We start from the raw sequence: 26,510 nt of genomic DNA on the forward strand, positions 1-26,510 counted from the left end.
AATACCAATTTCTTATAATATTGGCATACCCCTTGACTATTTAGCATCAAACAGATTCATCATGTTCAAGAATTATTTTATCACAGCGCTCCGTAATTTCAAAAAGAACAAAGCCTATTCACTTTTAAATATCCTTGGACTTGCTATTGGTTTAGCTTCCTGTCTTTTCGTCTTTACGATCATCAGATACGAAAACTCCTTTGATAACTGGCACAAAAAAAAGGACCGGATCTATCGGGTAGTCAGGCACTACTATGGGGATAATATGGTCAGCTATTCAGGAAGTATACCCTACCCCACCGGTGACGCTATCAGTCGGGATTTACCGGATTTCGGAAAAGTAGTACAGTTTCATGGACCGGATGACGCTAAAATATCATTGACAGATGCAAATGGAAATTACGAGATTTTCCGACAAAATCGCGTTTTGTACACCGACGAAAACTTCTTTGATGTACTGGATTTTAAAATTTTGGAGGGAGCTTCTGCTGAGGTATTAGCTGAACCGTTCAAAATTTACCTTACAGAGAAAGTAGCTAATAAATATTATGGGGAAGAAAATCCAATAGGCAAAATCATTAAGCTGAATAATGACAAGGATCTGGAAATTGTGGGGATTGTAGAAACCCCTCCCAATAACACCAACCTCCCCTTTGAAGTGATCATCTCCCTCCCCACGATGCGGGATCGGATGCCAGAAGCCTTCCGTGATAACTGGGGCATGACCTGGGCTTATTCTTGTTATGTATTGGCCCCTGAAAATGCAGAAAAAACCCAACTAGAAGCCAAGCTGGACCAGATGATGGATAAGTATATAGATGATGAGGAAGAGGCTGAAAAGCTTCTGATGCAGCTCCAGCCACTCTCCGAAATCCATAATGACGAGCGGTATGGCGATGGCCAAAATTATGTAACCCCCTCTCTGATGATCTGGGCATTTATTATCCTGGGACTACTCCTCCTCGGCACTGCATGTCTGAACTTCATCAACCTCTCTACGGCCCAGGCAATACAGCGTGCTAAAGAGGTAGGTGTGCGCAAAGCCCTGGGCTCTATGAAATCTCAGCTGGTGTGGCAGTTTATGATGGAAACATTTGTGATCGTTCTGGCAGCAATGATCGTCAGTTTCACCTTGGGTCAGGTACTCATTACCAGGTTCAATGCATTCCTGGAAGACATTCAGTACAATCTTTCCTATTCGCCCGAGATCATTGGTTTCGCCCTAATTCTTACCCTTTTTGTTACATTTTTGGCAGGATTTTATCCGGCCATGATCCTGTCAGGATACCGGCCGGTAGATGCCCTGAACCACAAGATCAACATCCGGAAAGGAAGCGGAAACTTCAACCTGCGTCGAGTACTGGTTATCACTCAATTTGCTTTTACCAACCTGATGCTCATATCTACGGTGATCATTGCGGCACAAATGAACTATGTAAAAAACGAAGATCTGGGATTTAACTATGATCGCGTTGTAACTGTCAATTTTCCGGATGGTGCATGGGAAAAGCTGGAAACCATAGCAGGAGCCTACAAAAGCAAAAGTTATGTGGAAGACGTTACCCGTGGGTACACCACCCCCATTTCAGGATCCAACTGGAACAATTCCTATTATGTCAAAGGGGGAGAATACATTGATGGCAATAATGCCAACATGAAATTTGGCGATGCTAATTATCTGGACTTTTATGATATCGAATTACTTTCAGGTCAGAATGTGAATGAAAGCGTAATCAACGACTCAACCTACCATGTGCTGGTTAACGAAAAACTGATTGCTTCACTGGGATGGAATACCCATGAAGAAGCCATAGGTCAGTGGATCGACATGGGGTATATGAAGGGCAAGATCATCGGGATTATTGAAGATTATAATGTCCATACCCTTCAGCAAGGTCTGCGACCGTCAATGTTTTTGTACAAACCTGATCAGATGGAGCAATTATCCATCCGGATTAAGTCAGAGCCTGACCAGGATATCGTAGCAGATATTGAAGGTACTTTCAGGGAATTTTACCCAAATGACCTGTTTGAATTTGAAGTGTTGGAAGCACAGATCCAGGACCACTATATGCTGGAAGACATGCTACACACCATCATTCGGTTTGTTTCCGTTCTTGCCATACTGCTGAGCATTATGGGGCTGTATGGCCTGGTGTCTTTTATGGCCAACAAAAACTCAAAAGATATCGGCATACGAAAGGTCTTTGGTGCTTCTACCGGGGCTATACTGCGGATTTTTGCCAAAGAATACAGTAAACTTCTGGTTATTGCGTTTATCGTGGCTGCTCCCGCAGCTTACTGGCTGATGCAGCTGTGGATCAATGAGTTTGCGTTCCGTATAGACCTCTCCTGGATCTACTTTTTGTTGGCTTTTACGATCTCATTTTCAATCGCGGTAATCACAGTAGGATATCGTTCATTCAGAGCAGCCAACGCCAATCCTATACAATCCTTAAGATACGAATAGCATGATACGAAATTATATCCTTACCATTGTCCGACAGATCCGCAAAAACCGGGATTTCTCTTTTATCAATGTTGTGGGCCTGGCCATAAGTATGGCCGCTTGCCTGATCATTGCTCAATACATCTATTTTCATCATACATTTGATGATTATCACCCTGACAGTAAGCGGATCTTTCGTATTCATGCGGAAGTAAATAAAAGCAACCAGGAGGCTTTTACCGGTAACAAGATAGCCAACCTCATAGGTGAAAAACTGGATCAAAACCTGGCTGAAGTCCAGGCAACCGCTCGATTTTACGACTATAATTACCCCAACAACTCTGTTATTGTGAAAAACGAAAAGGGGGTGATCAATTTTGAACAACCCGGTGTTTTTGCTACAAATAAGGGAGTATTTGACGTCTTTCAATTACCCATCATTAGTGGATCAATCGAAAGCTTTGATGCACCTCAGAAAGCTATTATGACAACCTCCACCGCCCTGAAATACTTTGAATCACCTGAAGAGGCTATTGGAAAGGCATTTACATTGAGTGGAAATAATGGAGCCAAAGAATTTGAGCTGATCGCTATCATAGAGGATCTCCCACAAAACACACATTTAGGCTTCCAATTATTGATCTCCATCCCTTCATTGGATGAATATACGGGCAGCCATAAGAGTTGGACTGCTTTTGATTTCTTGACCTATGTGAAATTGCAGGAAGGTGCCCCACTGGAAAAAGTCCTTGCTGAAGTTAAGGAAATCAATGAAAAAAACTCTGCGGCAAAGCTCAAGGAATACGGCTATAAAATGGATTTTAAACTCATGCCTCTTACGGACATACACCTGTATTCGAAAGGGCGTGGTGACTTCAAACAAAACCTGGATTACAGGCTGGTCTATGCCCTGACTCTAATAGCTGTTTTTATATTAATTATTGCCTGGATCAATTACCTAAACCTCTCTCTGGTCAAAACCCTCGACCGGCTAAAAGAAGTAGGTATTAGGAAAACACTCGGATCGTCGGCAAGTCAGATCAATGCCCTTTTCATCATTGAAGCCATTACGATCAACATTATTTCCTTCCTGATAGCTCTGACCATCGCTCAGCTAATAGGGCCATGGGTGGAGCAGGTTACTGAAATACGGTTTGATATCTTCCAGTATTTACCCATCACGGGAATTTTGTTTTTGATCATCCTAGCAGGAAGTCTCTTAATCGGATTCTATCCTGCAGTCATTTCTAATACAGTTTCACTGACCAAAGTCCTTGTTGGGGGTCGGCAACAAAAAGTCGGGGGCATTGCCATCCGGCAGGTGTTGGTAACATTGCAGTTTGTAGTCACATTTTTACTCGTCTGTGCCACACTGGTAGTATATCAGCAGATCACTTATATGAAAAATGCCGAGCTTGGATTTGATAAAAACAATGTGATGGTGATCAAATCCCCACCGGGAGACATCAATGCTGAGGAGCGGGAAGACCTTGCTGCATACAATGCTTTCCGTACGGAACTGCTTAAAAAGCCCGGTATCGAAATGGTAACCAACGCCGGCGAAATCCCCGGCGAACCGGTATCCTGGCGTACGGGCATCAAACTGCCCACCATGAGAAACGATGAAGCCATAAATACTTCACTCATTTCCATGGGTTTACAGTTTCCCGATTTCCTTGGACTGGAAGTGATCGCGGGTAGAGGACTGAAAGAAGGTGACAGCCCCTGGACAAAAGGAGACGTGATCATAAATGAAAAGCTCGCAATGGAACTGGGGTTTGAAAAACCTGAAGATGCTATAGGAGCTAAACTGGAAGGATTTTATGCACCCATCGAAGTACGCGGAGTGGTAAACAACCATCACCACACTTCCCTGCATAATGATTATGCCCCTACCATATTTGTCCTCAGCAGCTGGACAGAATACTATTTTATCAAATTTGATGTGAGCAATTCACTGACAGGCCGGGAGCGATATGACCACTTCACACAGACCATCAATACTATAGAAGCTGAGTGGAATAAAGCATTTGCTTTCGAAATGGACTACTTCTTTCTGGACGAATACTACAACATCCAGTACAGGGAAGATGAACGATTTGGCAGGATCTTCAGCTCTTTTTCCATTTTAGCCATTTTTATTGCCTGTCTGGGATTATTTGGGCTGACCTCTTTCACATTAAAGCAACGCACCAAAGAAATCGGGATCAGAAAAGTACTGGGAGCAGGCTTCTCAAGCCTCATATTGCTGCTTTCAAAAAATTACCTGATCATCATTCTGATATCTTATGCGACCTCTATGCCCGTCGCGTGGATATTTCTAAACCATTGGCTGGAAAACTATACTTTCCGCATTAGCCTGGATTGGTGGCTTTTGATCATCCCACTGGTCTTTGTCGTGCTGGTTGCAGCAGCCACCATTCTTTCCAGAATGCTGAAAGCTGCACGGCTGAATCCGGTGGATTCTCTCAGATATGAATAACCGAACCTAAAGTCCTATGCTTAGTAATCTAAAATTCATAACTCGATCCCTGAAGCGACAGAGGTCATTTACCCTTATCAATATAATCGGCCTGTCGCTTGGAATGATGAGCTGTAGCTTCATTTTCCTTTACGTATATCATTCATTAACTTTTGATCAGTATCACCATGATATTGATCAGATCTTCCGGGTCAACTCGGAATGGGTCAGCCAGGACTCGGACAATACCATTGCAGTCACACCACAATATGTGGCGCCTTCCCTGGAAAATGAGTACTCGTTCGTTACAGCCGCAGCTCGAATTTCTCTCATTAACAAAGTACATGAAGTGGCCAGAGGTGAGGAAAAATTCTTCACCAAAAACATCCGAATTGCTGACCCGGCTATACTGAAAGTTTTTCGGTTTGACTGGATCGAAACAACAGGAGAAAATCCATTATTCCAGCCAGAAGCCATCGTTATCAATGAGTCCTTAGCGCAGAAAATATTTGGCTCTACTGATTGTCTCCATGAAAACTTTTCAGTCGATGGCAAGAGACGGATTGTTACCGGAGTGTATAAAGACTGGCCACAAAACATCGATTTGCCTGTCAATGGGGTCATTGCCGGGCAATTTCCGGATAGCCCTGACCTTGAGCCCCAATATGCATATTATACCTACGTTAAAGCCAACAATCAGTCACAGTTAATAGGGGCACTGCAAGAGATATCAGAAAATGTGCATCAGAAAATGTCCGGATTAAACCCGGAGGGAACCTTTATCCTTCACAAAGCGCAGGCCCTGTCCGGACTCCATTTTGACGAAAGCATCACTATGGATACGCCAAAAGGAAATAAGGTCTTTGTGTACCTTTTTCTGGCCTCAGGAATTATCCTTTTATTCATCATCCTGATCAATGTCTCCAATATGAGTATGATCAAGTCGGTGGACGATGCTCCGAAAACAAGTATTCGAAAAATCCTCGGAGCTGATAGAATACAGCTTGTGATCCAGTATTTAATGGAACTCTCCCTTGTCTATTGGACCTCATGGATCATTAGTGCAACCTTATTTCAGCTGACATCAGATTACTTTACTCAATTATCAGGCATTACGATTGAGTTCCATGAATTTACCGGCATGCTCATTTTCCTTTCTTTGGCCTTTTATTTATTGGTCCTGCTGGCCGGATCCTATCCGGTTTTTCTGCTGGTTAGTATTCCTGTCGCCGATAGCCTTAAAAAACGCTTCACTTTTAAAATCCCGGGTAATCAATTGCGTAAAGCACTATTAACTTTCCAATTTATCATCAGTGGAGTACTAATATCAGGGTTGGCCGTTTTACTTAGTCAATGGAGTTACATTAAGAACAAGGACCTGGGCTTTTCGACCAAAGATGTTATTGTTATCAGCTTAAAGAATGATGACCTGGATTTGGAGCCGATACTTCATGATTTGAGAAATTTTGTAGGTGAAGAAAAAATCAGTCTGGCATCCTGGGGAGCCCTCCCGGGATCCGAAATTGGATTCAGTACTGTGAAATTTAATGAATCACACACTGAGATCAATGTTAACACAATAGGGTTTGATGATAATTTTTTAGAGATTTTGGGCCTCCCGATTCTTCAGGGTGAGTATCCTGCAAAATTATCCCGGGAGGTTTTTCAAGCTAAATCAGACATAAACGAAAGACCTTCCAGAGGTGTCCTCATTAACCAGACCCTGGCTAACATGCTTGATAATCCAATACAGCAATCATTAAATTCAGGAGGCTGGATGAAGGGTCATGTAACAGGAATCATCCCTGATTATCACTATTTGTCTCTGCACAATAAAATAGGACCACTAATGGTCTATCCGCAGGAAATGACCCAACGCCAGATTAATCATATCATGATCAAGTCACCACTGGGAAAAGCGGAAGAAATCCGGGCCATCCTGAATAACCATTGGTCTCCGCAAAATTTTGAGCTACAGATGCTCGATCAAAAACTTATGGACAACTACACCCAGGAACAGGAGGCAATTTCCATGATTCAGTATTTTACTTTTTTAAGCATATTTATTGCTACGCTCGGGCTGTTTGGGATTATGGCATACATGCTTAAGAGAAGGCTATATGAAATCGGTATTCGAAAAGTACTGGGAGCACATACTCTGGATCTAATTAAATTATTCGGCAAAGAGATCCTGTATATTCTGGGGGTGGCCACCTTAATTACCTTCCCCCTCTCTGTTTTACTGAAAAACAAACTATTCGGGATGTATGCTTTTACTCCCGATTTTAGTAATGCATGGCTTATCTTTCCTTTAGTTACAGGGGTCATGCTTTCTTTTTTTGTGATTGTGATTCAGATCAGCATCTCTACACGGACCAACCCTTCGAAACTTTTGCGAGATGAATAATACCTGACCTGGTGTTTAATTCTATTTATACTAGTTCGTGTGGTCTCGCTTAACCAGAAGAATAAAATCATTGTTCAGTATCAGGTACCCCTGGTCGTAACAAAACCTATACTCTTTCTGATCTTTAGTGACGTAAGTATTGGTAAAAAAATCAAAATCAAATCCTTCTTTTAACAGGCGCTCCCGATGTGTAGTTGTCTTACCTTCCGGGTTCAGCGACTCCAGGATAGAGCGGTTTCTCTTTAGCTTTCTGTTAACTTTTCGGATGTACTTATCAGATCCGCTCGAGGCTTTGTTGTTATAGGCACTACGGCAGGCATCTGTGCAAAACTTCTTATCAGCTCGGCCAAAAAGTTCTCGTCCGCACTCCTGGCATCGTTTTTCTTCGGCAGTCATTACATGATTCATGCTCCTAAAATAAAAAGCATTTTTATGATTAACAACTGATAAAAGCACCTTATTCATCAACGAAAAATACCTGTTCAACGAAATATTGTAACACTTTAACGTATTCCTTACGTAAATTGGGTTACCTTTTTGTAATTAAAAGCTGGTATTAATAATTCAGGTTATGGGAAAGCCGAATCACATTAGGAACCTTAAAAACATTCTTCATTATGCTTTTGATGACCTCATCCAAAGCATGTGGAAGTTTGTCTTGAGAAGACAAAAACGCTTCGGAATGTTTGAGCACAAATAGTCCGTGCATAAATGCACGTATTGACTTTCCATAACCCTTCTTTTAGGGTTATCATTAGATTTCTACATCCCTTTATTTTTAGTTAGCGATTTCAAATCCCTCATGTCAGTCTCAAGGCTCACATACATTTTCCTTCCGGTATTAACACTATTAGCCATTCACTTAATTTCCCAATAGTTTGTAGCATTTTGATACCCTTTGATGGCTGGTATAACCGTTTATACAAACCAATTCTCATTTTCATTACAAAAAACATTACAAATTAAATAATTGACTACCATCATATTACCCGTTTGTAAACGGTTACAAACGGATATAAACGGGTGTATCCGGCTACCACACGATTAGGTTTTCCCATTTCCCCAACCTTTGTACCTGTCGAACGACACAAGTCATCCGCCGATAAGGAAGACTTCATTATTCAATTAAACTTTTTATTATCATGACATCATTAAAAAATTCAGTTCAATTAATCGGCAGATTAGGTAACGACCCTCAGGTAAGAAGCTTTGACAGTGGTAAAAAAATGGCCACTTTCTCACTCGCGACAAACGATACCTATACCAATAATAAAGGCGAGCGTGTAGAGGACACTCAGTGGCACAATATTGTGGTTTGGGGTAAAAAAGCTGATGTAGTAGAGAACTATTTCAAAAAAGGAAGTGAAATAGCCCTGGAAGGGAAGCTTGTAAACCGAAGCTATGAAAAGGACGGTGAAAAGAAATACATCACCGAGATCAATGTGAACGAGTTTTATATGCTGGACCGAAAAAACTAGTGTTAAGTTGCAAAATTGTACTACATTAAAATGTGTCACAAATAGTTGATTGCCAGTTTACTGTTTCCCTTGATTATTTGTGCCATTAGGCACTAGGGCTTATAAGAACTAAAAAAAGAGCGTGCCACCTTGGCGGGCTCTTTTTTTTATCCGTTTCTGTTTTTTTACCATTCCAACCATATCCATTTCTTCCGGTTTCACGTTATTGCATTCAACAATTAACTCTTAGCTATGCTTAAAATCCCTTTCGTTTTTTGCTTTTTGTGCATTACCCTGTCAGCTCAATCACAAATAAACCCTTACCAGGACTTTATAAGTTCGATTAGAAAAGAATATAAGTTTGACAGTCTGGAAATCCCCTCCCCATTTGATCTGGAGGTTCCAAAATTTAACCCTCCCGAAGGAATTCTCAAAAATAACCCCTTCGTTCAGGATATCGCTGAATCACCGGTCTATCAACCTGCAATGCCCATCCTACATCCCGAGCTGGAAGGATACCAAATGCCGGTTTATAAGCCTGATCCTTCCGTGGATCATTCATTGCTCATGGTTCCACTGGCACCAATTCCACCTTTTGAGCATCCAAAAAAAGATTGATTTTATGCCAATTTCGGACGTGTTCACCTCATGTATACCCTGAAAATTCAATAAAATCATACTTAAATGCATTTTTTGCGTTCAAATCGAAAGGTATTTAGTGTTTTTTTTGAAAGATTAACTAATTAAACAAATGACCCAGTTTCACTACATTCTTAATGATCGCCAGTTTGAAATCCATTTTGAAAACTGCATTTTAAACCCAAAATTTTTTAACCATGAAGCCCATTTGCGGCTCGCCTGGATCCACGTGACCAAATATGGTGTGAAGCAGGCGGCAGAAAACCTTTGTAAGCAAATCAAGCGCTATGATGCCACCTTTGGCTCGGGTACCAAGTTCAACAAGACATTAACAATGGCCTCAACATATGCGGTCAACCACTTCATTAGTAAATCCGGGTCGGATAACTTTCAGGACTTCATCCAGGAATTTCCTGATTTGAAAAATAATTTCAAATCCCTGATTGACACACATTATTCCTTTGATATCTTTAATGACACTAAAGCCAGATCACATTACCTGGAACCCGACCTGGCTGCATTTTAGCATAACAAATGAATTTTAGAGAAGCGAAGCTAGAAGACTTACCAGCTATCATAGACCTCCTGGCAAATGATCCTATCGGACAGTTACGAGAGGATTTTCAGGATCCACTACCAAACTCCTATGTGCTTGCATTTCATAATATCGATGCAGATCCTAACCAGGAGCTGATCGTGGTAGATGATGCAGCCGGGGATGTGGCAGGTACATTCCAGCTTACTTATATCCAGTACCTCAACTACCAGGGAGGCTCCCGCGCGCAGATCGAGTCGGTCAGAGTTCGCGAGGATCTTCGTGGTAAGGGTCTGGGCAGGAAAATGTTTGAGTGGGCGATAGAGCACGTAAAAAAACGCAACGTAAAAATGCTGCAGCTCACTTCTGATAAAAAACGCCCGGATGCCATTCGCTTTTACGAAAGTCTTGGCTTTAATGCGAGCCACGAAGGCTTTAAGCTTCATTTCTGACTTTTTTCAGAAAAAGTTACCTCTTCTCTTGACTCTTACGTTACGTCATAGCTTTCATTTGCTGGAAAAGGCATGAGAACCTACAGTGTACGAAAACTGGCCCAACTCTCCAATGTGAGTGTGCGCACGCTCCATCACTATGACCGGATCGGTCTGCTGATGCCGGCAGATCGTACGGACAAGGGATACCGCTATTACCAGGAGCCGCAGCTGATGCGACTCCAGCAAATTCTCTTTTACAAAGAGCTGGGGTTTTCTCTTCGGGAGATCAAGGCCATACTGGATGATCCACAGTTTGACCTGGTCAAAGCCCTGAGAGAACACCGAAGTGCACTGCAACAAAAGTCTCATCGCCTGGAAAAACTGATCAAAACGATCGATAAAACAGTAGAAAAACTAACAAACAAAGAAGCGATGAAAGACGAAGAACTTTATGCCGGATTCACAACCGAGGAAAGAAAAAACTACCGAAAGGAAGCAACTGAACGGTGGGGCGAAGAAGCTGTACAGGAATCCGAAGACCAACTAAGGAAACTGGGCAAACAGGGATTCAAAAACCTGGAAGCAGAAGGTGAAGAAATCAACCGAACGTTGGCCATGCTGACACATTTAGATCCTGCGGATAAGCGGGTGCAGAAAACCATTGACCTTCACTTCAGGCACATGAATGCTTTCAGACAGATCGGCCTGAAAGAATACCGGGCACTGGGTGAAATGTATGTACAGGACGAACGTTTTACTAGTTATTACGAAAAATATAAAGCAGGATTAGCCAACTTCCTTTGCAAAGCAATAAGTATTTATTGTGATAAAAGTGGCTAACCGGCCATTAACTAAATTACCTGTATATTTATTTTTATGAAGTATTTGATGAGCATTTTCTCCTTCGCCCTGGTCCTTTTGGTCACATCTTGTAATGACACCAAAGAGCAAGGAGAACATGCTCACCATAAAGGCCTGACTCCAAAAGGCAAAAAAGCCAACATGGACAAGGCAAAGACCTACAGCCTGATCACTGTGGAGATCGGGACTCCACGTGAGCAGATCCAGGTTACAGAGGAGCACCTTCATGGCAGATTCTTCCAGGACCGGGCTGAGTTTTATGTAGTGGAAGAACCGGAGTTGTACATCTCCAATGCTGAAGTGGGGGAGCTTACCCTTTACTTCATAGATGGGATGCTATGTAAAAAGAAATACCTGCTGAATGAAGACATTAGCAAAGAGCTGATCAGGTCTTATGGAGGGTTTAAATTCATTCCCTTGAATCACCGGACCCGGGACTTTGCCAAATCCGAGTACATCGTACAAAAAACTGATGACGGTAATGTTCTCAATGAAAAGCTTGACCGGTTTGAGATGAAGTGGGATGAGGAGGAAGTCCTGATCCGCTACAACCTGGAAAAGGATTCTCTAAGCAGTAAGATCTACCTGATGGAAGAGCTCTCCGCCTATAAAAACCTCCTGGATGCTGCGGAAAGGGAGATTATTTAAACTGGTGGCCTGAATTGGTTGGGGTGTGTCCAGCTATCTGTTTCCTCACATCCTATCTCATTGTTGGTGGTTACTGAATAATCGTTGAAACATCCACACATCAATCAAAAAACTCCACCAAATACCCCGCCCCAATTTCCTCCGCATGCGCCTGCCAGTTATCCAAAAGGATTTTGGCCACTTCCGTTTCCCCTTCCGAGAGCAATAGCTTCGAAGTAACTAAAGCAGCCAGCAATCGTGTCTCCATAGCAATGTAATTATGCCGCGGGTCCCGGATGGCGTTAACCTGCTGCCATGATTTCTTTTCATCCCCCTGATCAAAGTAGAGACTCGCCAGAATGGCCCGGCCATGCATTTCGTAAAACACTTCACTGTTTTCAAGAAACCGGACTGCTGACTCTAAAAGGGCGATGGCCTCTTCTGCCTGACCAATATATTTCAGGTAGCTGGCATAATAGACATCAAACACATATTTATCACGGTCCTCAGTCTGGTTGGCCCATCTTTTTCCCAACTCATAGCAACTTGCCGCAGAATCCGTCATTTTCAAAGCCACGAGTGTTTCTCCCAGCTGAAAACAGGTCTCAACAATCGCATGCCGGTCCTCAATGGACCGGGCTGCTTCCAGGGCCAGATTCCCGTACTCTTCAGAACGCTTCAGCTCACCTTTAAGCCGATGCTGCCACATAAGGTTCATGAGCGTGTACCAGCGTCCACAGCTTCCCTCACCTTCCGAATAAAAAGCATTTGCAAACTGCATGAGGCTGATTGCACTATCCAGATGAACTGTACCTGCCACTGTCAGGTCATAGCCGAGATTGTTATAAACATGAGCCTTGTAAGATGATTCGTCCAGCTGTTTTACAAGCTCCACCTGTCGTGCCTCATGCCTCAGCACCTGGTGAAAATCTCGCTCCGTAGAGAAGTATCCCCAGCTCAGCAGGTTATTTAACCGATACTCCAACAAGGGGTCATCCAACCCTCGAGCCAACACAGCACCGGAGTCCGCTTTTACAATTGCTCCATCAAAATTTCCTGCCTGTGCTTCCAGTCGAGCAAGGTGATATAACGCTTTTGCCTGAGCTGACCGATCATAGATTAAGCGAGCCTTCTTTAGCGATGATTGAAATTGCTCCGTAGCCCTTTCTGAATTTTTAAGACCTAAGTAAGCAATTCCGGAAATTCTATAAAACATCGGGTGATCCTCAGTAAAACCGGAAGCTGCAGCCAAAGAATCCAGATAACCGATAGCCTGCTCAGGATTGCTTTTAGCCATTTGTAAAAGCTCCTTCTCGGAAAGCCCCTGACAGTGAATAATTCCCGGAACAGTAACCATGAATATCAATAACGCTTTACTCATATTTCAGGGTCCTGGCTGGATTGAGAATAGCTACCTTGTACACCTGGTACCCCACCGTGACAAAAGCACAGACAAGCACAATCGCTACCGAAATGACCATAAAGATCCAAGGAAAATCAATCCTGTACGCGTAGTTAGCCAGCCAGTCAACCATACTGAAATAGACCACTGGTCCTCCAATCAGGGCGGAGATCCCGATCAGGATCATAAACTCTTTATAAAACAAACTGATGATGTGTGGAACGGAAGCTCCCAGCACTTTTCGGACTCCCACTTCTTTGGTTCGCTGGGAAGCAATGAAAGAAGAAAGACCAAAAAGCCCCATGATCGCCACAATTAGCGCCAGCACCGAAAATGCTCCGAAAACCGCACCAAAACGTTTGTCTTCTTTGTAAAGCCTGTCGAACCTGTCATTCAGAAAGGCATACTCCAGCGGAGCAGTGGGGAAAAAGCTGGTCCAGGTTTCCTCCAGGTGCTGTAAGCCCTCCTTGTAATTTTCAGCAGCCAGCTTAACTAAAGATCGCTGTGAAGCTTCCGTATAAAAATAAAGGGTTGGCTCTACGGCATTTTTAAGCGAGCTCCGGTTGGCATTTCTGACGATACCAACGATGTGGTACTTATCATTTTCGGGATCCCGTCCAAACTGGATCTTTTCATTGAGTAACGCTTCCTCAGCTGGCAAACCCATCCGGTCCAGAAAAGCCTCATTGACAATCGTTGCAGCTGAATCTGAAGCAAGCTGCTGCGAAAAATTGCGACCGGTCAGTAACTCCATATCCAGTAGATCAAAGTAGTTCTCATCCACATTGGTGATGTAAATGGTAGCATCCAGCACTTCCGTTTCACCTACTACCTTAATGCCACCAGCACTGGACCAGATCTCATCACTGGCCCCACCTGGCAAGGCAGTAGTACTGGCTACCTCTGAAATGGCCCCACTTTTCAGTAGCTCTTCCCGGAAGGTCCTCATCCGTGCACGCTGCTCATCCCAGTTGTTTCCGCTGAAGCGTGGATTACGAAAACCCACCACCTGATCCGTATTCATCCCAAGATCCTGGGAACGCATATAGTTTACCTGACGCGCCACTATGAATGTCCCAGCTATCAGCACCAGAGAGGCAGCAAATTGAGCTACTACCAATCCTTTTCGAAGGACCACTCCACCTTTGGAGTTTCTGAATTTGCCTTTGAGCACCGAAACGATCCTGAAATTGGATAAGAACAGTGCGGGATAAAACCCCGAGACCAGTGTACCCAGAAGCAGGAAGAATCCAAGTCTAATCAAAAAGTCAGGATTGTTCCACAGACTCCCGATCACATCCATTTCGATCAATCCATTGAAATACGGTGCAGCCAGTTCCGCAATTCCCAGGGCCAGCAAAGCACCCATCAGATTGATCAGAAAAGCTTCTGTAAGAAATTGGGTTCTTATTTGTCCTTTTCGTGCTCCAATTACTTTGCGCAAGCCTACTTCTTTGGCCCGGTCCACTGCTTTGGCGGTAGAAAGGTTAATGTAATTGACCCAGGCGATCAGCACGATGAAAATGGAAATGATCGTAAGAAAGCTAACTGACTTAGCACTGCCGTGCTCTTCAGGCTCAAAGGTGAAATTCGAATGCAAGTGGATATCTGTAACTGGCTGAATATTAAAAAAAAGCGTACTCTCTTCACTCAGGTATTTGTTTTTGATGGGAATGAGCCGCTTCTCGAGTTCTTTTATATCTGTACCTGGCCTAATTTTCAGATAGGTGTAGTAATTAAATGCATTCCAACCCTCTCTTTCCATCCGCTCTTTGACTGTGCTGATCGAGATCAGAAAATCAAACTTGTAGTGCGTGTTCCCGGGCACGTTTTCGATCACACCTACTACTTCAAAGCTTTTATCAAACCCTGAATACAAATGCAGGGTCTTACCCATCGGATTCTCATCACCGAAATAAAACGCTGCCTTGTCTTTAGTCAGCACAATCGTGTTGGGTTCGCTTAAAAGAGCATTCGTTTTCCCGTTAATAACCTCATAGCCGAACAGTGGCAAAAAATGCTCATCTACCATGATGACCTGTTGCTCCGAAACCAGGTCTTCGCCTTTCCTGACCGTGACGCTACTGACATTATAGGTGGTGGTATAATCAGTCACCTCAGGGATCTCATCGGTGATGACTTTTCCTGATGGATTAAAAGACATGGCATCCCTGGTACCCAACTGGCCATCCACGATCTGGTCCGTGGTAAGCCTGTAAAGCTGGTCGGCATCCTTGTGGAAACGATCATAGCTCTTTTCAAAGCGGATGAAATGATTGATGAGCAGAAAAGCTGCCAGACCTACGGCCAGCCCCATCACGTTGATAAAGGTGTAGGCCTTATGTTTAAGCAGAGTCCTGATGCTGATTTTGAAATAGTTTCTAAACATGCCTGTATTATTTATGACTTTGTTTTGACCTAAAGGCTTGAGTAATGAGACCCTGAAAAGCATGATCACCTGCAGGAGATATCGCCATCCGGCAAAACGCGGATTCTGCTCCTGATTTCTCCGGTACAGCTCCTCCAGATCTCCCGATATATCGGGATAAAAATCCGGGTGACAGTACCAGGACAACAGCCGATCAGCAAGGCGACGGATCATGTAAACTTCACGTCCAGTGCCACTTCCGGAATAGCCTTCCAAAGGTCCAGCCGGACGTCTTTGGAATATTCCAGTGCTTTTTTGCCCAATGCCGTGATGGTAAAAAACCGTTTTGGTTTTCCTCCACGCTGTTCATCCGCCTCTCCCCGACGGGAATCCAAAAATCCTTTCTTCTCCATTCGCCGGAGGGCAGATTGCAACGCCCCGACGCTAACCTTGCGACCGAGCCTATTTTCGATCTCATCTTTTACGGCTACACCGTAAGCTTCGTCGTAGAGCACGCCCACTGTGAGCAGTACGATCTCTTCAAATTCTCCTAGTTGGTATTTTTTCATGACCTCATCTTAACCAATGCCGTCTCAAAGTTGTCATTTCTTCTAACCGGATGCCTTTGGCAAACCCCTGAAGAAATCTTTCCGGAAACCAAAGATTGATTTCCATATTGAGAAAGATTTCTTATCTGGAATGACAGTATCTTAGGGCTTTTGGAACATCATAATTTCTTTCGCTACAGAGATTCAAATTACATCATAAGCCTCTTACCCTTGACTATTTGCATATTGCAAGCTGCCTACTGATAAAATGAATCTCCTATTTGTAGTATTGACGAAAGTTAAAGCAAAAAGGTTGCAATATCCTAAATGTAGTATTGATAAAATGGTTTTTCATATTGGCTCCATAGAATCATATCAATAAGTGATTAGCGTTGGGGGTTGGTTATCATGAAGATGAATTTGATTAAAAATGTCAGTTACAGAAATATATTTATATTGTACATTTAATCACAACCTCAACTCATACTATGAAAACTGCCTATTGGAAGATATTGGTTGGGTCTGTCATTGTCATCGCGCTTATTTCCTACTTGTTCATTTTCAGTCAGGGCCAAACAGAACCTTCATTTTTGTCATTGCCGTTTATTTTTTGGTCAGGAATAGGAATGACCGGTGTACTGGTGATCCTCACCTATATAGGCGCCCGGATCTTTCCCTATAAAGAAGATCAGCAATGATCACCTGGATTGCTGTATTCTTTGCCATATTCATCGGATTGTTGTTTTTGGCATCTTATAAGTCGTATAACAAAAACCGAACGGCAAACGAATTCATTTTTGCAGGCTCTAACATAGGAGCAATCCTGGGTTTCCTCACATTTGCCGCCGCCTTGTTCAGCGCTTTCACCTTCATGGGCATGCCCGATTTTTTCAGAAATCATGGGGTTGGTGCCTGGATCTTCCTTGCTTTTTCCGATGGATTTATGGTATTCTTCATCTTGTGGTTTGGCTATAAATTGAGAAAAAAAGCAAAGGCCGTAGGATACAATGGAGTCGCAGGGATGATGTCCCAATGTTATGGCATCAAATGGGCTGGCTACCTCGTATTCCTGAGTTCGTTTATTTTTCTGATCCCTTATGTCGCCATCCAGATCCGTGGCATTTCCATTTTCCTGGAGGCTGCGGTCCCCATCGCCCTTCCATCGTGGACCTGGGCCGCTTTGATCGTGGTAATGATGATCGTTTACGCAGAGATCGGTGGACTGAAAGCTATTATGTACAGTGATGCCATACAAGGACTTCTTTTACTAGTCGTCATCTGGATCATAGGCATTTCCTGCCTTGACATTGGTGGTGGAATGCGCGCCGTATTTACCGAAGTGCGTGAAGCGAATCCTGCCCTGTTATCACTACCTGGCCCGAATAAGCTGTTTGGACCCCAGTTTCTGATCACCTCCGCCATTGCCATATTGATGATCCCGGCTACACAACCTCAATTTACAACACGCCTTGTGGTGATGAAAAGTCTGAAATCTGTACATATCATGGCCTTTGCAGTGGGTTTTTTCGCCATTCTGGTTATTCTCCCCACCGCCTTTGTCGGGATGTATGGCGCCATCAAATATCCGGACGCATCTACTTCCGATTTCCTGTCATCCGCTTTGCTGTTTGACCAGGCAAACCCGGTGGCTGCTCTGGCAGTGGTAGGGTTGTTTGCTGCCTGCTTATCGACGACAAACGCCCAGATCTTTGCATTGGGAACAGAACTTCGATCACTACTTGCCGGAGGTGAAAAAAAAGTAATGTCCATCACCAGAGTGTCACTGCTGGTCTTTTCATTGGTTGTATTGCTTTTTTCCCTGGTAATGGGAGATGAATTGGCGTTGCTGGCGCGAGTGAGTTTCACTGGTACTTCCATGATCGCTCCTGTCGTATTCGGAGCTTTGCTTTTCGAACGTCCTCCAAAAATCTTGCTCATCACTTCCGCGATTGCTTTTTTCATATTTCTGGCTTCAATTGTAGGTGTCCTTCCCGATCGGTTGGGTGATTTCAGGATGGACTTTATCCTATACGGGATCCATGGCCTGGCTAGCACGTTGATCATGGTTTCACATCACTATCAAAACCGTACTGCATGAAAATAGATTTTGATATTAAACCGCTTGATTTAAGCTCAGGGATAGATGATTTCTGGCTATTGTCAGGCAAAAAGATCCTTTCCATAGAAAAGCATTTTGGGCAAAACAAAGGCACACCTGTCATTACCAGGAACGGAGAATATGTGCCGCAGGGATGGACGGAGTGGACGCAGGGGTTTCAATTTGGCTCGGCCATCCTTCAGTTTGAAGCCAGTGGAGATGAAGCCTTTCTCGATATTGGTAGAAAAAATACCATTGCGAAAATGGCTCCTCATTTAACGCATTTCGGTGTGCATGACCATGGATTCAACAACATAAGCACCTACAGCAACCTGCTTAGATTGATGATTGAGGGCAGGGTTGCTCCAAATGATGAGGAAAAGGCTTTTTATCAGCTTGCGCTAAAAGTGAGTGGAGCTGTTCAGGCCAACCGGTGGAGCACCACACCGGGAGGCGGATTTATGTACTCGTTTAACGGGCCACATTCCCTTTTCATTGACACCATTCGGTCATGCAGGATATTGATGCTCAGTCACCTCCTCGGGCACCGGCTTATGGGTGAGCAGGATATATCTGTTGACCTGATGCAACGGACAGTAGAACACCTCCTAACGACTGCAAAATATAACATCTATTACGGAAAAGGACGTGACATTTACGATGTGAAAGGCCGGACAGCGCACGAATGTATATTCAATTCCAACGATGGCAATTTCAGATGTCCGGGTACACAGCAGGGCTTCAGTGGCTTTACTACATGGACACGAGGCCTGGCATGGGCTATGTGCGGGTTTGCCGAAGAGATCGAACTGTTTGAAAAACTTCCGGCTGATTCTTATGAAAGCATTATTTCAAAAGATGACCTCATGTCCAAAATGCTGGAAGCTGCAAGGGCTACCTGTGATTTTTATATCCGGAATACACCAGCAGATGGCATTCCTTACTGGGATACTGGTGCGCCCGGGCTGGAAAGCATGGGCGATTACCGCGAAAGACCATCCGATCCTTTTAATGATTTTGAGCCGATAGATAGTTCTGCCGCGATCATTGCGGCGCAGGGATTGTTGAGACTGGGTCACTATCTCGGTGCCAAAGGTGATACGGACGGCAAAAAATATACCCAGGCCGGATTGACCATCGCCAACACGTTGTTGTCTCAACCTTACTTATCAATCGACGATGCACACCAGGGGTTAATCCTACATGCCATTTATCATCGCCCCAATGGATGGGATGCTATTCCTGAAGGCAGGAAAATACCGTCCGGCGAGTCTGCCATGTGGGGGGATTATCATATGCGGGAGCTCGTTATCTTACTTTCGCGGATGATCAACGACCAGCCGTATTATGCCTTCTTTGATTGCATCGAAGATTTACCTTAATTGTGTTCTATGGCACAAAAGACGAAACCACGATTCAAGCGTATTGCACAACTGAAAACACCGGGCGATTTCAGGAGTCACCTGGAGGAACAAAACATTGATCTCCGTTTTGATGAGGAATTAATACAGGGTGATCAATCGCCCTACCAAAAACCCTATAAGTTAGGGTCTGGTCATGTGATAGGAAACCGCTTTTGCATCCTGCCGATGGAAGGCTGGGATGGTACGACTGACGGCAAACCGACTGAATTTACCAAACATCGCTGGAGGAATTTTGCTCATAGTGGCGCCAAACTGCTTTGGGGTTGTGAAGCATTTGCTGTGCGGGATGATGGACGCGCCAATCCCAATCAACTTGTGGTGAAACCCAATAACCAAAAAGAATTGGAAGACCTGCACAACCTGCTCATTACCGAACATGAAAAAGTTCACGGCAACAGTGGTGACCTGTACATCGGTCTTCAGCTGACGCATTCCGGGCGGTTTTGCAAGCCAAAGGACAACAAAACTTTTGAGCCAAAAATTGCCTATCACCATCCATTGCTGGATAAAAAATTCGGTGTTCCGGATGATTATCCCACGATACCAGACGAAGAACTGGATCGCTTGATTGATGACTTTGTCAGTGCGGCTGTCCTGGCCAAAAAAGCCGGTTTTGATTTTGTGGACATCAAGCACTGTCATGGCTATCTTGGACATGAGATCCTGAGCAGCTTTAACCGTCCGGGTAAATATGGGGGGAGTTTTGAGAACAGAACCCGGTTTTTGAGAGAGATCGTTGCAGGTATAAGAGCCCAGGCGCCAGGACTGGATATAGGGGTACGGTTAAGTGCATTTGATTGGATACCCTTTACCAAAGGAGAAAATGATATGGGAGTGCCCGTCCACTACGAAGACGAAAATTACCCTTTCGCCTTTGGAGGGGATGGTTCGGGATGGGGTGCCGACCTCACTGAGCCATTTAAGTTTCTGAGGTTGATGGAAACACTGGATATAGAACTATTGTGCGTCACAGTGGGGAGTCCGTATTACAATCCGCATATCCAACGGCCCGCGCTATTCCCGCCATCGGATGGTTACCTGCCTCCCGAAGATCCGTTGGCAGGTGTGGCACGTCAGATCAAAGTGACGAATGAAATTAAGAAGGCATTCCCCAACATGGCAGTGGTTGGATCTGCTTACTCGTATTTGCAGGAATGGCTTCCTCATGTGGGTCAATATGTGCTTCGCCATCACATGAGTGACTTTATTGGTCTGGGAAGGATGGTCCTTTCTTACCCGGAACTACCGGCAGATGTGCTGGGTGGTTTGCCTTTGAAAAGGGGGAAACTTTGCAGGACATTTTCAGATTGTACCACAGCGCCACGAAATGGGATTCGCTCGGGGTGTTATCCGTTGGATCCTTTCTATAAGCAATTGCCTGAATTTGAAAAACTTAAACAATTAAAATCATGAATCGGCATGGCCGAAGCAATTTTAGGACGCCAACCGATATAAAAATAATTTATTGATAAACAGAAACTTAACCTATTATAAACAAATGAAGGAAGAAAAAATCGCACTGGTCACGGGTGGCAGCAGGGGTATCGGTCTGGGGATCACGGAGAAACTGTTGCAAAACGGCTATGGAGTGGTGATCAATGGCGTCCGGGATGAAAGCGAAGTGGAGGATCAATTGGAAAAGTTAAGAAAGATCGGAGGTAAAATCATGTATTGCCAGGGTGATATCGGGACGACTGAAGGAAGGAACAAAATTGTTGATTTCATTAAGGATCTGGGGATGATAAATGTGCTGATCAACAATGCAGGGGTGGCATCTCGCCGCAAGGATATATTGGAAATCAGCGAAGAAGATTATGATCATGTCCTAAACATCAACCTGAAAGGCACCTTCTTTTTGTCCCAGGCCATTGCCAGGCTCATGGTAGAAAATAAGAGGGACCATGAAAACTATGAAGGGTGTATTGTCAATGTTTCTTCCATATCATCAGTAGTCGCATCAGTCAACCGACCTGAATACTGCATTTCCAAGACCGGAGTATCCATGCTGACCAAATTATTGGCCATCAAAATGGCAGAGGTTGATATTCCCGTATATGAAATTCAACCTGGTGTCATCGAGACGGACATGATTGAAAGGGTCAGAGATAAGTATAAGCAACTTATTGACGAGGGGCTGACCCTCCAAAAGCGACTGGGCAAGCCGCAGGATATCGGAAAGATTGTAGTAGCGCTGGTAAATGGGGATATTCCGTATTCAACCGGGCAGGTGCTTACCCCGGACGGAGGGCTAATGATCCGGAGGCTTTAGAGGAATTGCTTTTTGTATGTATGGCCGACGAAAAATTGGTAGCCCTTTTCCAGAGCAGTTTTAATTGCAAAAAATGGAAAAGTAATCTTTAAAAAGCCTGAATTTTATAATATAGCCTAAAGAAAGGTATGAGCAATAAAACTCCAGTATTACCATTAAGCATCCTGGTGTTCATGTCATTTGAGACTTTTCTCAAACATCATGGGAAATTGACAAAAGAATAAAGAAGGAATAGTAGTTTATACTGAAAATCAGTATTCAGAATACAGTGCGATCTGACAAATCATAACCCAGGACCTCATTTGACGTTTTCTGACAATTTTAGAATTCATGCTCATTTCATGAATAAAGCGGGTTAAGTCTTTCGAATTCACTGAAAATTCTACTATTATAGTGTCTCATAAAAATCACCGACCATAACCCTGGATTACTAATGCTTGGAGCGATCATTATCTTCTCACTCGTTGTTATTCTCCCGTATCTTCTTTATTTCAGACAACGCTATCAAAAGAGCAAGGATAAAAAACAGTTTTTAAGGGAGAACCTCTACAGGTCTACACTGTGGATTATACTGTTGATTGTGGTTCCTTTATGTTTTGTGAACCTTTTCTGGAAATCGTCTTCTGTTCCGGTCGATCGCATTCCGGATATTGACACCATGTCATTAGCAGATTATCAGGAGGCAAGACTGGATTCTCAAAATATTGACTTCCACTACAAATACATCACCAGGTTTTGCGAAAAGGACCGGCCCCTTTCATTAAAGAAGGATATCATTGACTACTATCGGGGGTTTATTGAACTGGGTTTACCTGATCTTGGACACTGGGGGCTTGGATACTTTTATCTTAAGAATAGAAAGCCGGATTCCGTTCTTACTCACCTTCATTTGGTTCAAAACCAAAAAATGAAGTATCAGAACCTGGCAATCGGTGATTATTTCAAACTGCAAAAAAAGGATAGCCTTTCCATCCATTACTGGCTTCAGGAAGCCAAATTATCTCATGGAGCCAAAAACCTCGTACTGCCTCCACTGGTAAATAAACTTCAGCTTACCGAGGACCTTGGACTACTACTTGAGTTAAAATCCATACCTGAATCATCAAACTATATAGATACCAGTCTGGCACGAAAGATCTTCTTTGTGAACAACCACATTATTGACTATTACAATGAGGTGATAGGCTGGTTCATCAATAACATTGATACCGTTGGTTTTTTCGCTGCCCTTTTCATTTTGATAGTATGGAGTACTTACATGGTCAAACTGGCATTTTTCGAGAAGGTCAACTGGACCCTCCTGCTGAGCATCCTGATCCTTGGTATGGTTTTCAGTTTTTTCACACTGCTAATAGGTGATTTTTTCCACTATACGTTAAAAATGTGGGACGGACCTAATAATGTTTTCAAGCTCTTTTTATACAGCGTTTTTGGTATTGGTGCCGTTGAAGAGCTGGTCAAAGTGATCCCGCTGCTGATCATTCTTCTTTTTACCAGTAAAAGACTACAACCCTACGAGTACATTTTACTTGCCAGCATGTCTGCCATGGGGTTTGCTTTTGTAGAAAACCTCATCTACTTTGACGGATCATACGGGCATATAATTCATGGCAGGGCACTCACTGCAGCGGTGGGACATATGATCGACAGCTCGATCTTTGCATATGGGCTCGTCCTGGTTAAATTCAAGAAAAAGAAAAGCAGTGCTGTTGGGGTGTTTTTCCTGTTTTGGTTTTTAGCGTCGCTGGTCCATGGACTCTATGACTTCTGGCTATTTACCCAGCTGATTTTAATCTTTATCTTGTTTTTCTTCCTGATAGCGCGTGTTTGGAATACGCTCCTGAACAATTGTATCAACAACAGTGCAAACTTTAAATACACAAGCAGGTTCAAAACAAAACCGATCCAGTTTTTTCTGACATTTTGGCTTACCGCAATACTCATGTTTGAGTACCTCATAGTAGCTTATATGGATGGTGCCGAAATCGCTAATCAAAGCATAACAGGGGCCGCTTTTTCGGGAAGTTTTTTGATCATGTTTTTGGGCTCAAAACTCACTTCTCTGAATCTGATCAAGGGATATTGGGCCAGGGTCAATTTCTCCATCAATCCCTTTACAGATGATGTTGTTTCGCAAAACTTCATTGGAAACAAAGTCTTGCTTTCGAGCTATTATGCGGACAGGGGGCTGATTGAGTATTTTCCTGAAGGAGTGACGGGCACCATCGTCAAACGGGTGGTCCTGCTAAACAAAAAACCAACATTTTTCAGGTCCCATGAAGACTCTGAATGGTTTATGGTCAAGCTGGATAATCCGCTACCAGGCAACGATTTTAAGTCACAGCAGGTGTTGATCAAGTTTAAAGAGGCTCATTCCTCACTGAATGCCAAAAAGTTCTTTTTGGTCTTATTGTTATTGATCCCTAAAGAAATCCCGGAGCCAAAACGAATGAGGAGAAATTTCACATCACTTGGATGGACATTCCTGAAAACTCCAGACACCTGATCAGTCCCCCAGCCAGCCTTTAAAATCAGTCGCCTTCTCTGCTGATACAATAATATCCTCATCAGAGTCAGGGTCCAGCTCTACCAGGAGTTTGCCCTTATGGTATTTATGTACCGTTTTGATGGCCTTAAAGTGGATGATAACTTGCCGGTTGGCCCGGTAAAACCTGCCCGGATCCAGCTGACTGCCGAGCTCATCCAGGGAGAAGTCCATCAGGTACTTTTTCCCCTCCTCCGTCACCAGGTGTACTACTCCATGCCGCAGCTGAAAGTATGCAATCCGCTCAGTCTCCACCGAGATCATTTTATCCCCCTGCTTCACCAGAAAACGATTTTTATATTGCTTCTCGTCCAGCCTGATCTGCCTCACCACCTGCCCGATATCCAGCCCGTTACCGGAAAGCTGACTTTTTAATGCGTTAAGTTTTTGCAGGCTTTGCTGCAGGTCTTCCTTTTTGATGGGTTTGAGCAGGTAATCAATGCTGTTGACCTTAAAAGCCCGCAGCATATACTCGTCAAACGCCGTAGTAAAGATCACCGGCTGCATGATCTTCACCTGCTCAAAGATCTCAAAACTGATCCCGTCACTCAGCTGGATGTCCATAAAGATCAGGTCCGGCAGGTTGTGGTTTTTGAGCCACTTGACACTGTCCTCCACACTGTCGATCACCTCCACGATCTCCACCTCGGGATCTACCTCCTCCAGGATCTTTTGCAGTCGGCGAAAGGCCGGAGCTTCATCTTCTACGATCAGTACTTTCATATAAGAATTAATCAAAAGTCAGACAGCAGCTTTACTTCGCTCTTCCAGTACTTCGATGAGCGGTACAGCTACCATAAAGTTCTTTGCCGTAGTAATGATATCAATTTTCCGGTTACCGAGGTATTCGTACCTTTTCCGGATATTGGCCAGCCCGGTTTTGGTAGACTTCTCAATGGCCGGTTTTGGCTGCAGGTTGTTCTTGACCACTATCGACTGACCATTTTCTACATAGATCTCCACATTTAACGGATGCGTCTTTGAGACTACATTATGCTTGATGGCATTTTCTATGAGCATTTGAATGGTCAGCGGCGCTATGTGCAGGTGCTCATACTGCCGATCCACCTTAAAGTCAGCCTCCAGGTTATCCGGGTAGCGCATTTTCAGCAAAAAAAGATAATCCCTGGCAAACGTCAGCTCATCGCTAAGCGTCACCAGCTCCCGCTCCTTATTCTGCAGGATATAGCGATACACATCCGAAAGCTTCTGCGTGAAATCAATGGCGATATTTTGATTTTCGGAGATCAGGGTGGTCAGCGTATTCAGGCTGTTAAAAAGAAAATGAGGGCTCATCTGGTTTTGCAAAACCTCAAACTGCGTCCTGACCTGCTGGTTTTTGAGCTCTTCGTTTTGCCGGATGGCTTCTTTCCACTTCTCAAAGAAAAAGACCGTCTCATAAATAGTCCCGATGATCAAAGCCAGAACGAGATTCAGTACAAAATACCCCTCATAAGTATGCATCATAAAAATCTCGGTAACCGACATAAAGCCAAAAAGGAGTCTGAGCGGAACCCCGCCCACCGTCATCCAGGCAAATAGCACCAGGTAGGTGATGACAATACGCCGTGTCGTTTGCCGGATCTCCGGAAACAGTTTTCGAAAAAGCATGAAGATCAGGTAGGCTCCGTTCCAGTACAGGGCCGTAAAGCACCACGAAATAAAGTACCGCATCCAGACAGATTCCCCTTTCATGTGGTTATCTTTCTCCACCATCATCACGATCACCGCCACAAAAGCAATACCGACCCAGCGTACGTAAACCTCTTTTCTAAGCTTTCTCATAATCCTCAAATTTCAGGCTGCAAATTTTAAATGCGTTGCCCTGAACCTTTTACACCCTCCTTCAGATACTTCAAGGAGCCCTCAAGGTCGGACTTTAGTCAGACCGGTCTGGCTAAAAGCCTGACCTTGAAATACGATGGTAATTTTGCGAAACCGTCGTACACGCTCCTTCATCGCTTCAAATTAAAGCTAAATTTAACC

21 protein-coding genes are annotated in these 26,510 nt (G+C 43.8%); 15 read left to right on the plus strand and 6 right to left on the minus strand.

All coding sequences use genetic code 11. The features are described 5' to 3' along the window. Nucleotides 1-61: 61 nt before the first annotated feature. The 3 genes from AC3E9V_RS21080 to AC3E9V_RS21090 are packed head-to-tail and all read left to right on the plus strand — an operon-like array spanning nt 62 to nt 7,317. Nucleotides 62-2,470, plus strand: a complete 2,409-nt coding sequence (locus AC3E9V_RS21080; protein WP_488750147.1) for an ABC transporter permease — start codon at nt 62-64, stop codon at nt 2,468-2,470. A 1-nt stretch (nt 2,471) separates the two neighbouring features. After that, the gene (locus AC3E9V_RS21085) at nt 2,472-4,931 is read left to right on the plus strand and encodes an ABC transporter permease (RefSeq protein WP_488750148.1); all 2,460 of its coding nucleotides are present in this window, start codon (nt 2,472-2,474) and stop codon (nt 4,929-4,931) included. 16 nt (nt 4,932-4,947) lie between these two features. Further along, nucleotides 4,948-7,317: an ABC transporter permease gene (locus tag AC3E9V_RS21090; protein ID WP_488750149.1), complete on the plus strand. Its 2,370-nt coding sequence runs from the start codon at nt 4,948-4,950 to the stop codon at nt 7,315-7,317. A 30-nt stretch (nt 7,318-7,347) separates the two neighbouring features. Here AC3E9V_RS21090 and AC3E9V_RS21095 read toward each other — a convergent pair whose 3' ends face one another. Beyond that, entirely contained in the window at nt 7,348-7,725 is a 378-nt protein-coding gene (locus AC3E9V_RS21095; protein ID WP_488750150.1) for a hypothetical protein, read from the minus strand. Nucleotides 7,726-8,459: 734 nt separating this feature from the next. Between AC3E9V_RS21095 and AC3E9V_RS21100 the strand changes: the two genes are divergently transcribed. From AC3E9V_RS21100 to AC3E9V_RS21125, 6 genes are all read left to right on the plus strand, one after another. After that, the gene (locus tag AC3E9V_RS21100) at nt 8,460-8,795 is read left to right on the plus strand and encodes a single-stranded DNA-binding protein (protein ID WP_488750151.1); all 336 of its coding nucleotides are present in this window, start codon (nt 8,460-8,462) and stop codon (nt 8,793-8,795) included. Between the two features lie 231 nt (nt 8,796-9,026). Beyond that, complete coding sequence (locus tag AC3E9V_RS21105; RefSeq protein WP_488750152.1) at nt 9,027-9,392, plus strand: hypothetical protein; 366 nt, start codon at nt 9,027-9,029, stop codon at nt 9,390-9,392. A 133-nt stretch (nt 9,393-9,525) separates the two neighbouring features. After that, nucleotides 9,526-9,939 carry a hypothetical protein gene (locus AC3E9V_RS21110; protein WP_488750153.1) on the plus strand — a complete coding sequence of 138 codons (414 nt, stop codon included), beginning with the start codon at nt 9,526-9,528 and terminating at the stop codon, nt 9,937-9,939. Between the two features lie 8 nt (nt 9,940-9,947). Further along, nucleotides 9,948-10,400, plus strand: a complete 453-nt coding sequence (locus tag AC3E9V_RS21115; protein ID WP_488750154.1) for a GNAT family N-acetyltransferase — start codon at nt 9,948-9,950, stop codon at nt 10,398-10,400. A gap of 72 nt (nt 10,401-10,472) precedes the next feature. After that, a complete protein-coding gene (locus AC3E9V_RS21120; RefSeq protein WP_488750155.1) occupies nt 10,473-11,222 on the plus strand; it encodes a MerR family transcriptional regulator in 750 nt (249 codons plus the stop codon). 36 nt (nt 11,223-11,258) lie between these two features. Continuing rightward, complete coding sequence (locus AC3E9V_RS21125; RefSeq protein WP_488750156.1) at nt 11,259-11,891, plus strand: hypothetical protein; 633 nt, start codon at nt 11,259-11,261, stop codon at nt 11,889-11,891. A gap of 100 nt (nt 11,892-11,991) precedes the next feature. On the opposite strand, the gene AC3E9V_RS21130 is transcribed toward AC3E9V_RS21125, so the two are convergent. Genes AC3E9V_RS21130 through AC3E9V_RS21140 form a run of 3 tightly spaced genes read right to left on the minus strand, consistent with a single transcriptional unit; the run spans nt 11,992 to nt 16,209 of the window. After that, nucleotides 11,992-13,251, minus strand: coding sequence for a hypothetical protein (locus AC3E9V_RS21130; protein ID WP_488750157.1), 1,260 nt, complete (start codon nt 13,249-13,251; stop codon nt 11,992-11,994). Next, the gene (locus AC3E9V_RS21135) at nt 13,244-15,874 is read right to left on the minus strand and encodes an ABC transporter permease (protein ID WP_488750158.1); all 2,631 of its coding nucleotides are present in this window, start codon (nt 15,872-15,874) and stop codon (nt 13,244-13,246) included. Before AC3E9V_RS21135 ends, AC3E9V_RS21130 begins: the two co-directional genes overlap by 8 nt. Then, nucleotides 15,871-16,209, minus strand: coding sequence for a PadR family transcriptional regulator (locus AC3E9V_RS21140; protein ID WP_488750159.1), 339 nt, complete (start codon nt 16,207-16,209; stop codon nt 15,871-15,873). Before AC3E9V_RS21140 ends, AC3E9V_RS21135 begins: the two co-directional genes overlap by 4 nt. A gap of 467 nt (nt 16,210-16,676) precedes the next feature. Between AC3E9V_RS21140 and AC3E9V_RS21145 the strand changes: the two genes are divergently transcribed. From AC3E9V_RS21145 to AC3E9V_RS21170, 6 genes are all read left to right on the plus strand, one after another. Beyond that, nucleotides 16,677-16,886 carry a hypothetical protein gene (locus AC3E9V_RS21145; RefSeq protein ID WP_488750160.1) on the plus strand — a complete coding sequence of 70 codons (210 nt, stop codon included), beginning with the start codon at nt 16,677-16,679 and terminating at the stop codon, nt 16,884-16,886. Then, a complete protein-coding gene (locus tag AC3E9V_RS21150) occupies nt 16,883-18,286 on the plus strand; it encodes a sodium:solute symporter family transporter (RefSeq protein ID WP_488750161.1) in 1,404 nt (467 codons plus the stop codon). The genes AC3E9V_RS21145 and AC3E9V_RS21150 overlap by 4 nt, the downstream gene beginning before the upstream one ends. After that, nucleotides 18,283-19,668 (plus strand): glycosyl hydrolase, encoded by a 1,386-nt coding sequence (locus AC3E9V_RS21155; protein ID WP_488750162.1) that lies wholly within the window; start codon nt 18,283-18,285, stop codon nt 19,666-19,668. Before AC3E9V_RS21150 ends, AC3E9V_RS21155 begins: the two co-directional genes overlap by 4 nt. A gap of 9 nt (nt 19,669-19,677) precedes the next feature. Further along, a complete protein-coding gene (locus AC3E9V_RS21160) occupies nt 19,678-21,123 on the plus strand; it encodes an oxidoreductase (protein WP_488750163.1) in 1,446 nt (481 codons plus the stop codon). Between the two features lie 85 nt (nt 21,124-21,208). Beyond that, a complete protein-coding gene (locus tag AC3E9V_RS21165) occupies nt 21,209-21,979 on the plus strand; it encodes a 3-ketoacyl-ACP reductase (protein ID WP_488750164.1) in 771 nt (256 codons plus the stop codon). Between the two features lie 433 nt (nt 21,980-22,412). Next, on the plus strand, nt 22,413-24,485 hold the full coding sequence (locus tag AC3E9V_RS21170; RefSeq protein WP_488750165.1) for a PrsW family intramembrane metalloprotease: 2,073 nt from the start codon (nt 22,413-22,415) through the stop codon (nt 24,483-24,485). Here the strand turns inward: AC3E9V_RS21170 and AC3E9V_RS21175 are convergent, their stop codons facing one another. Together AC3E9V_RS21175 and AC3E9V_RS21180 are read right to left on the minus strand one after the other, a co-directional pair. Continuing rightward, entirely contained in the window at nt 24,486-25,247 is a 762-nt protein-coding gene (locus AC3E9V_RS21175) for a LytR/AlgR family response regulator transcription factor (protein WP_488750166.1), read from the minus strand. It lies immediately after the preceding gene. An 18-nt stretch (nt 25,248-25,265) separates the two neighbouring features. Continuing rightward, the gene (locus AC3E9V_RS21180; protein ID WP_488750167.1) at nt 25,266-26,309 is read right to left on the minus strand and encodes a sensor histidine kinase; all 1,044 of its coding nucleotides are present in this window, start codon (nt 26,307-26,309) and stop codon (nt 25,266-25,268) included. Between the last annotated feature and the right edge of the window lie 201 nt (nt 26,310-26,510).

The sequence above is a fragment of the Marinoscillum sp. HNIBRBA16962 genome, from assembly GCF_057801515.1.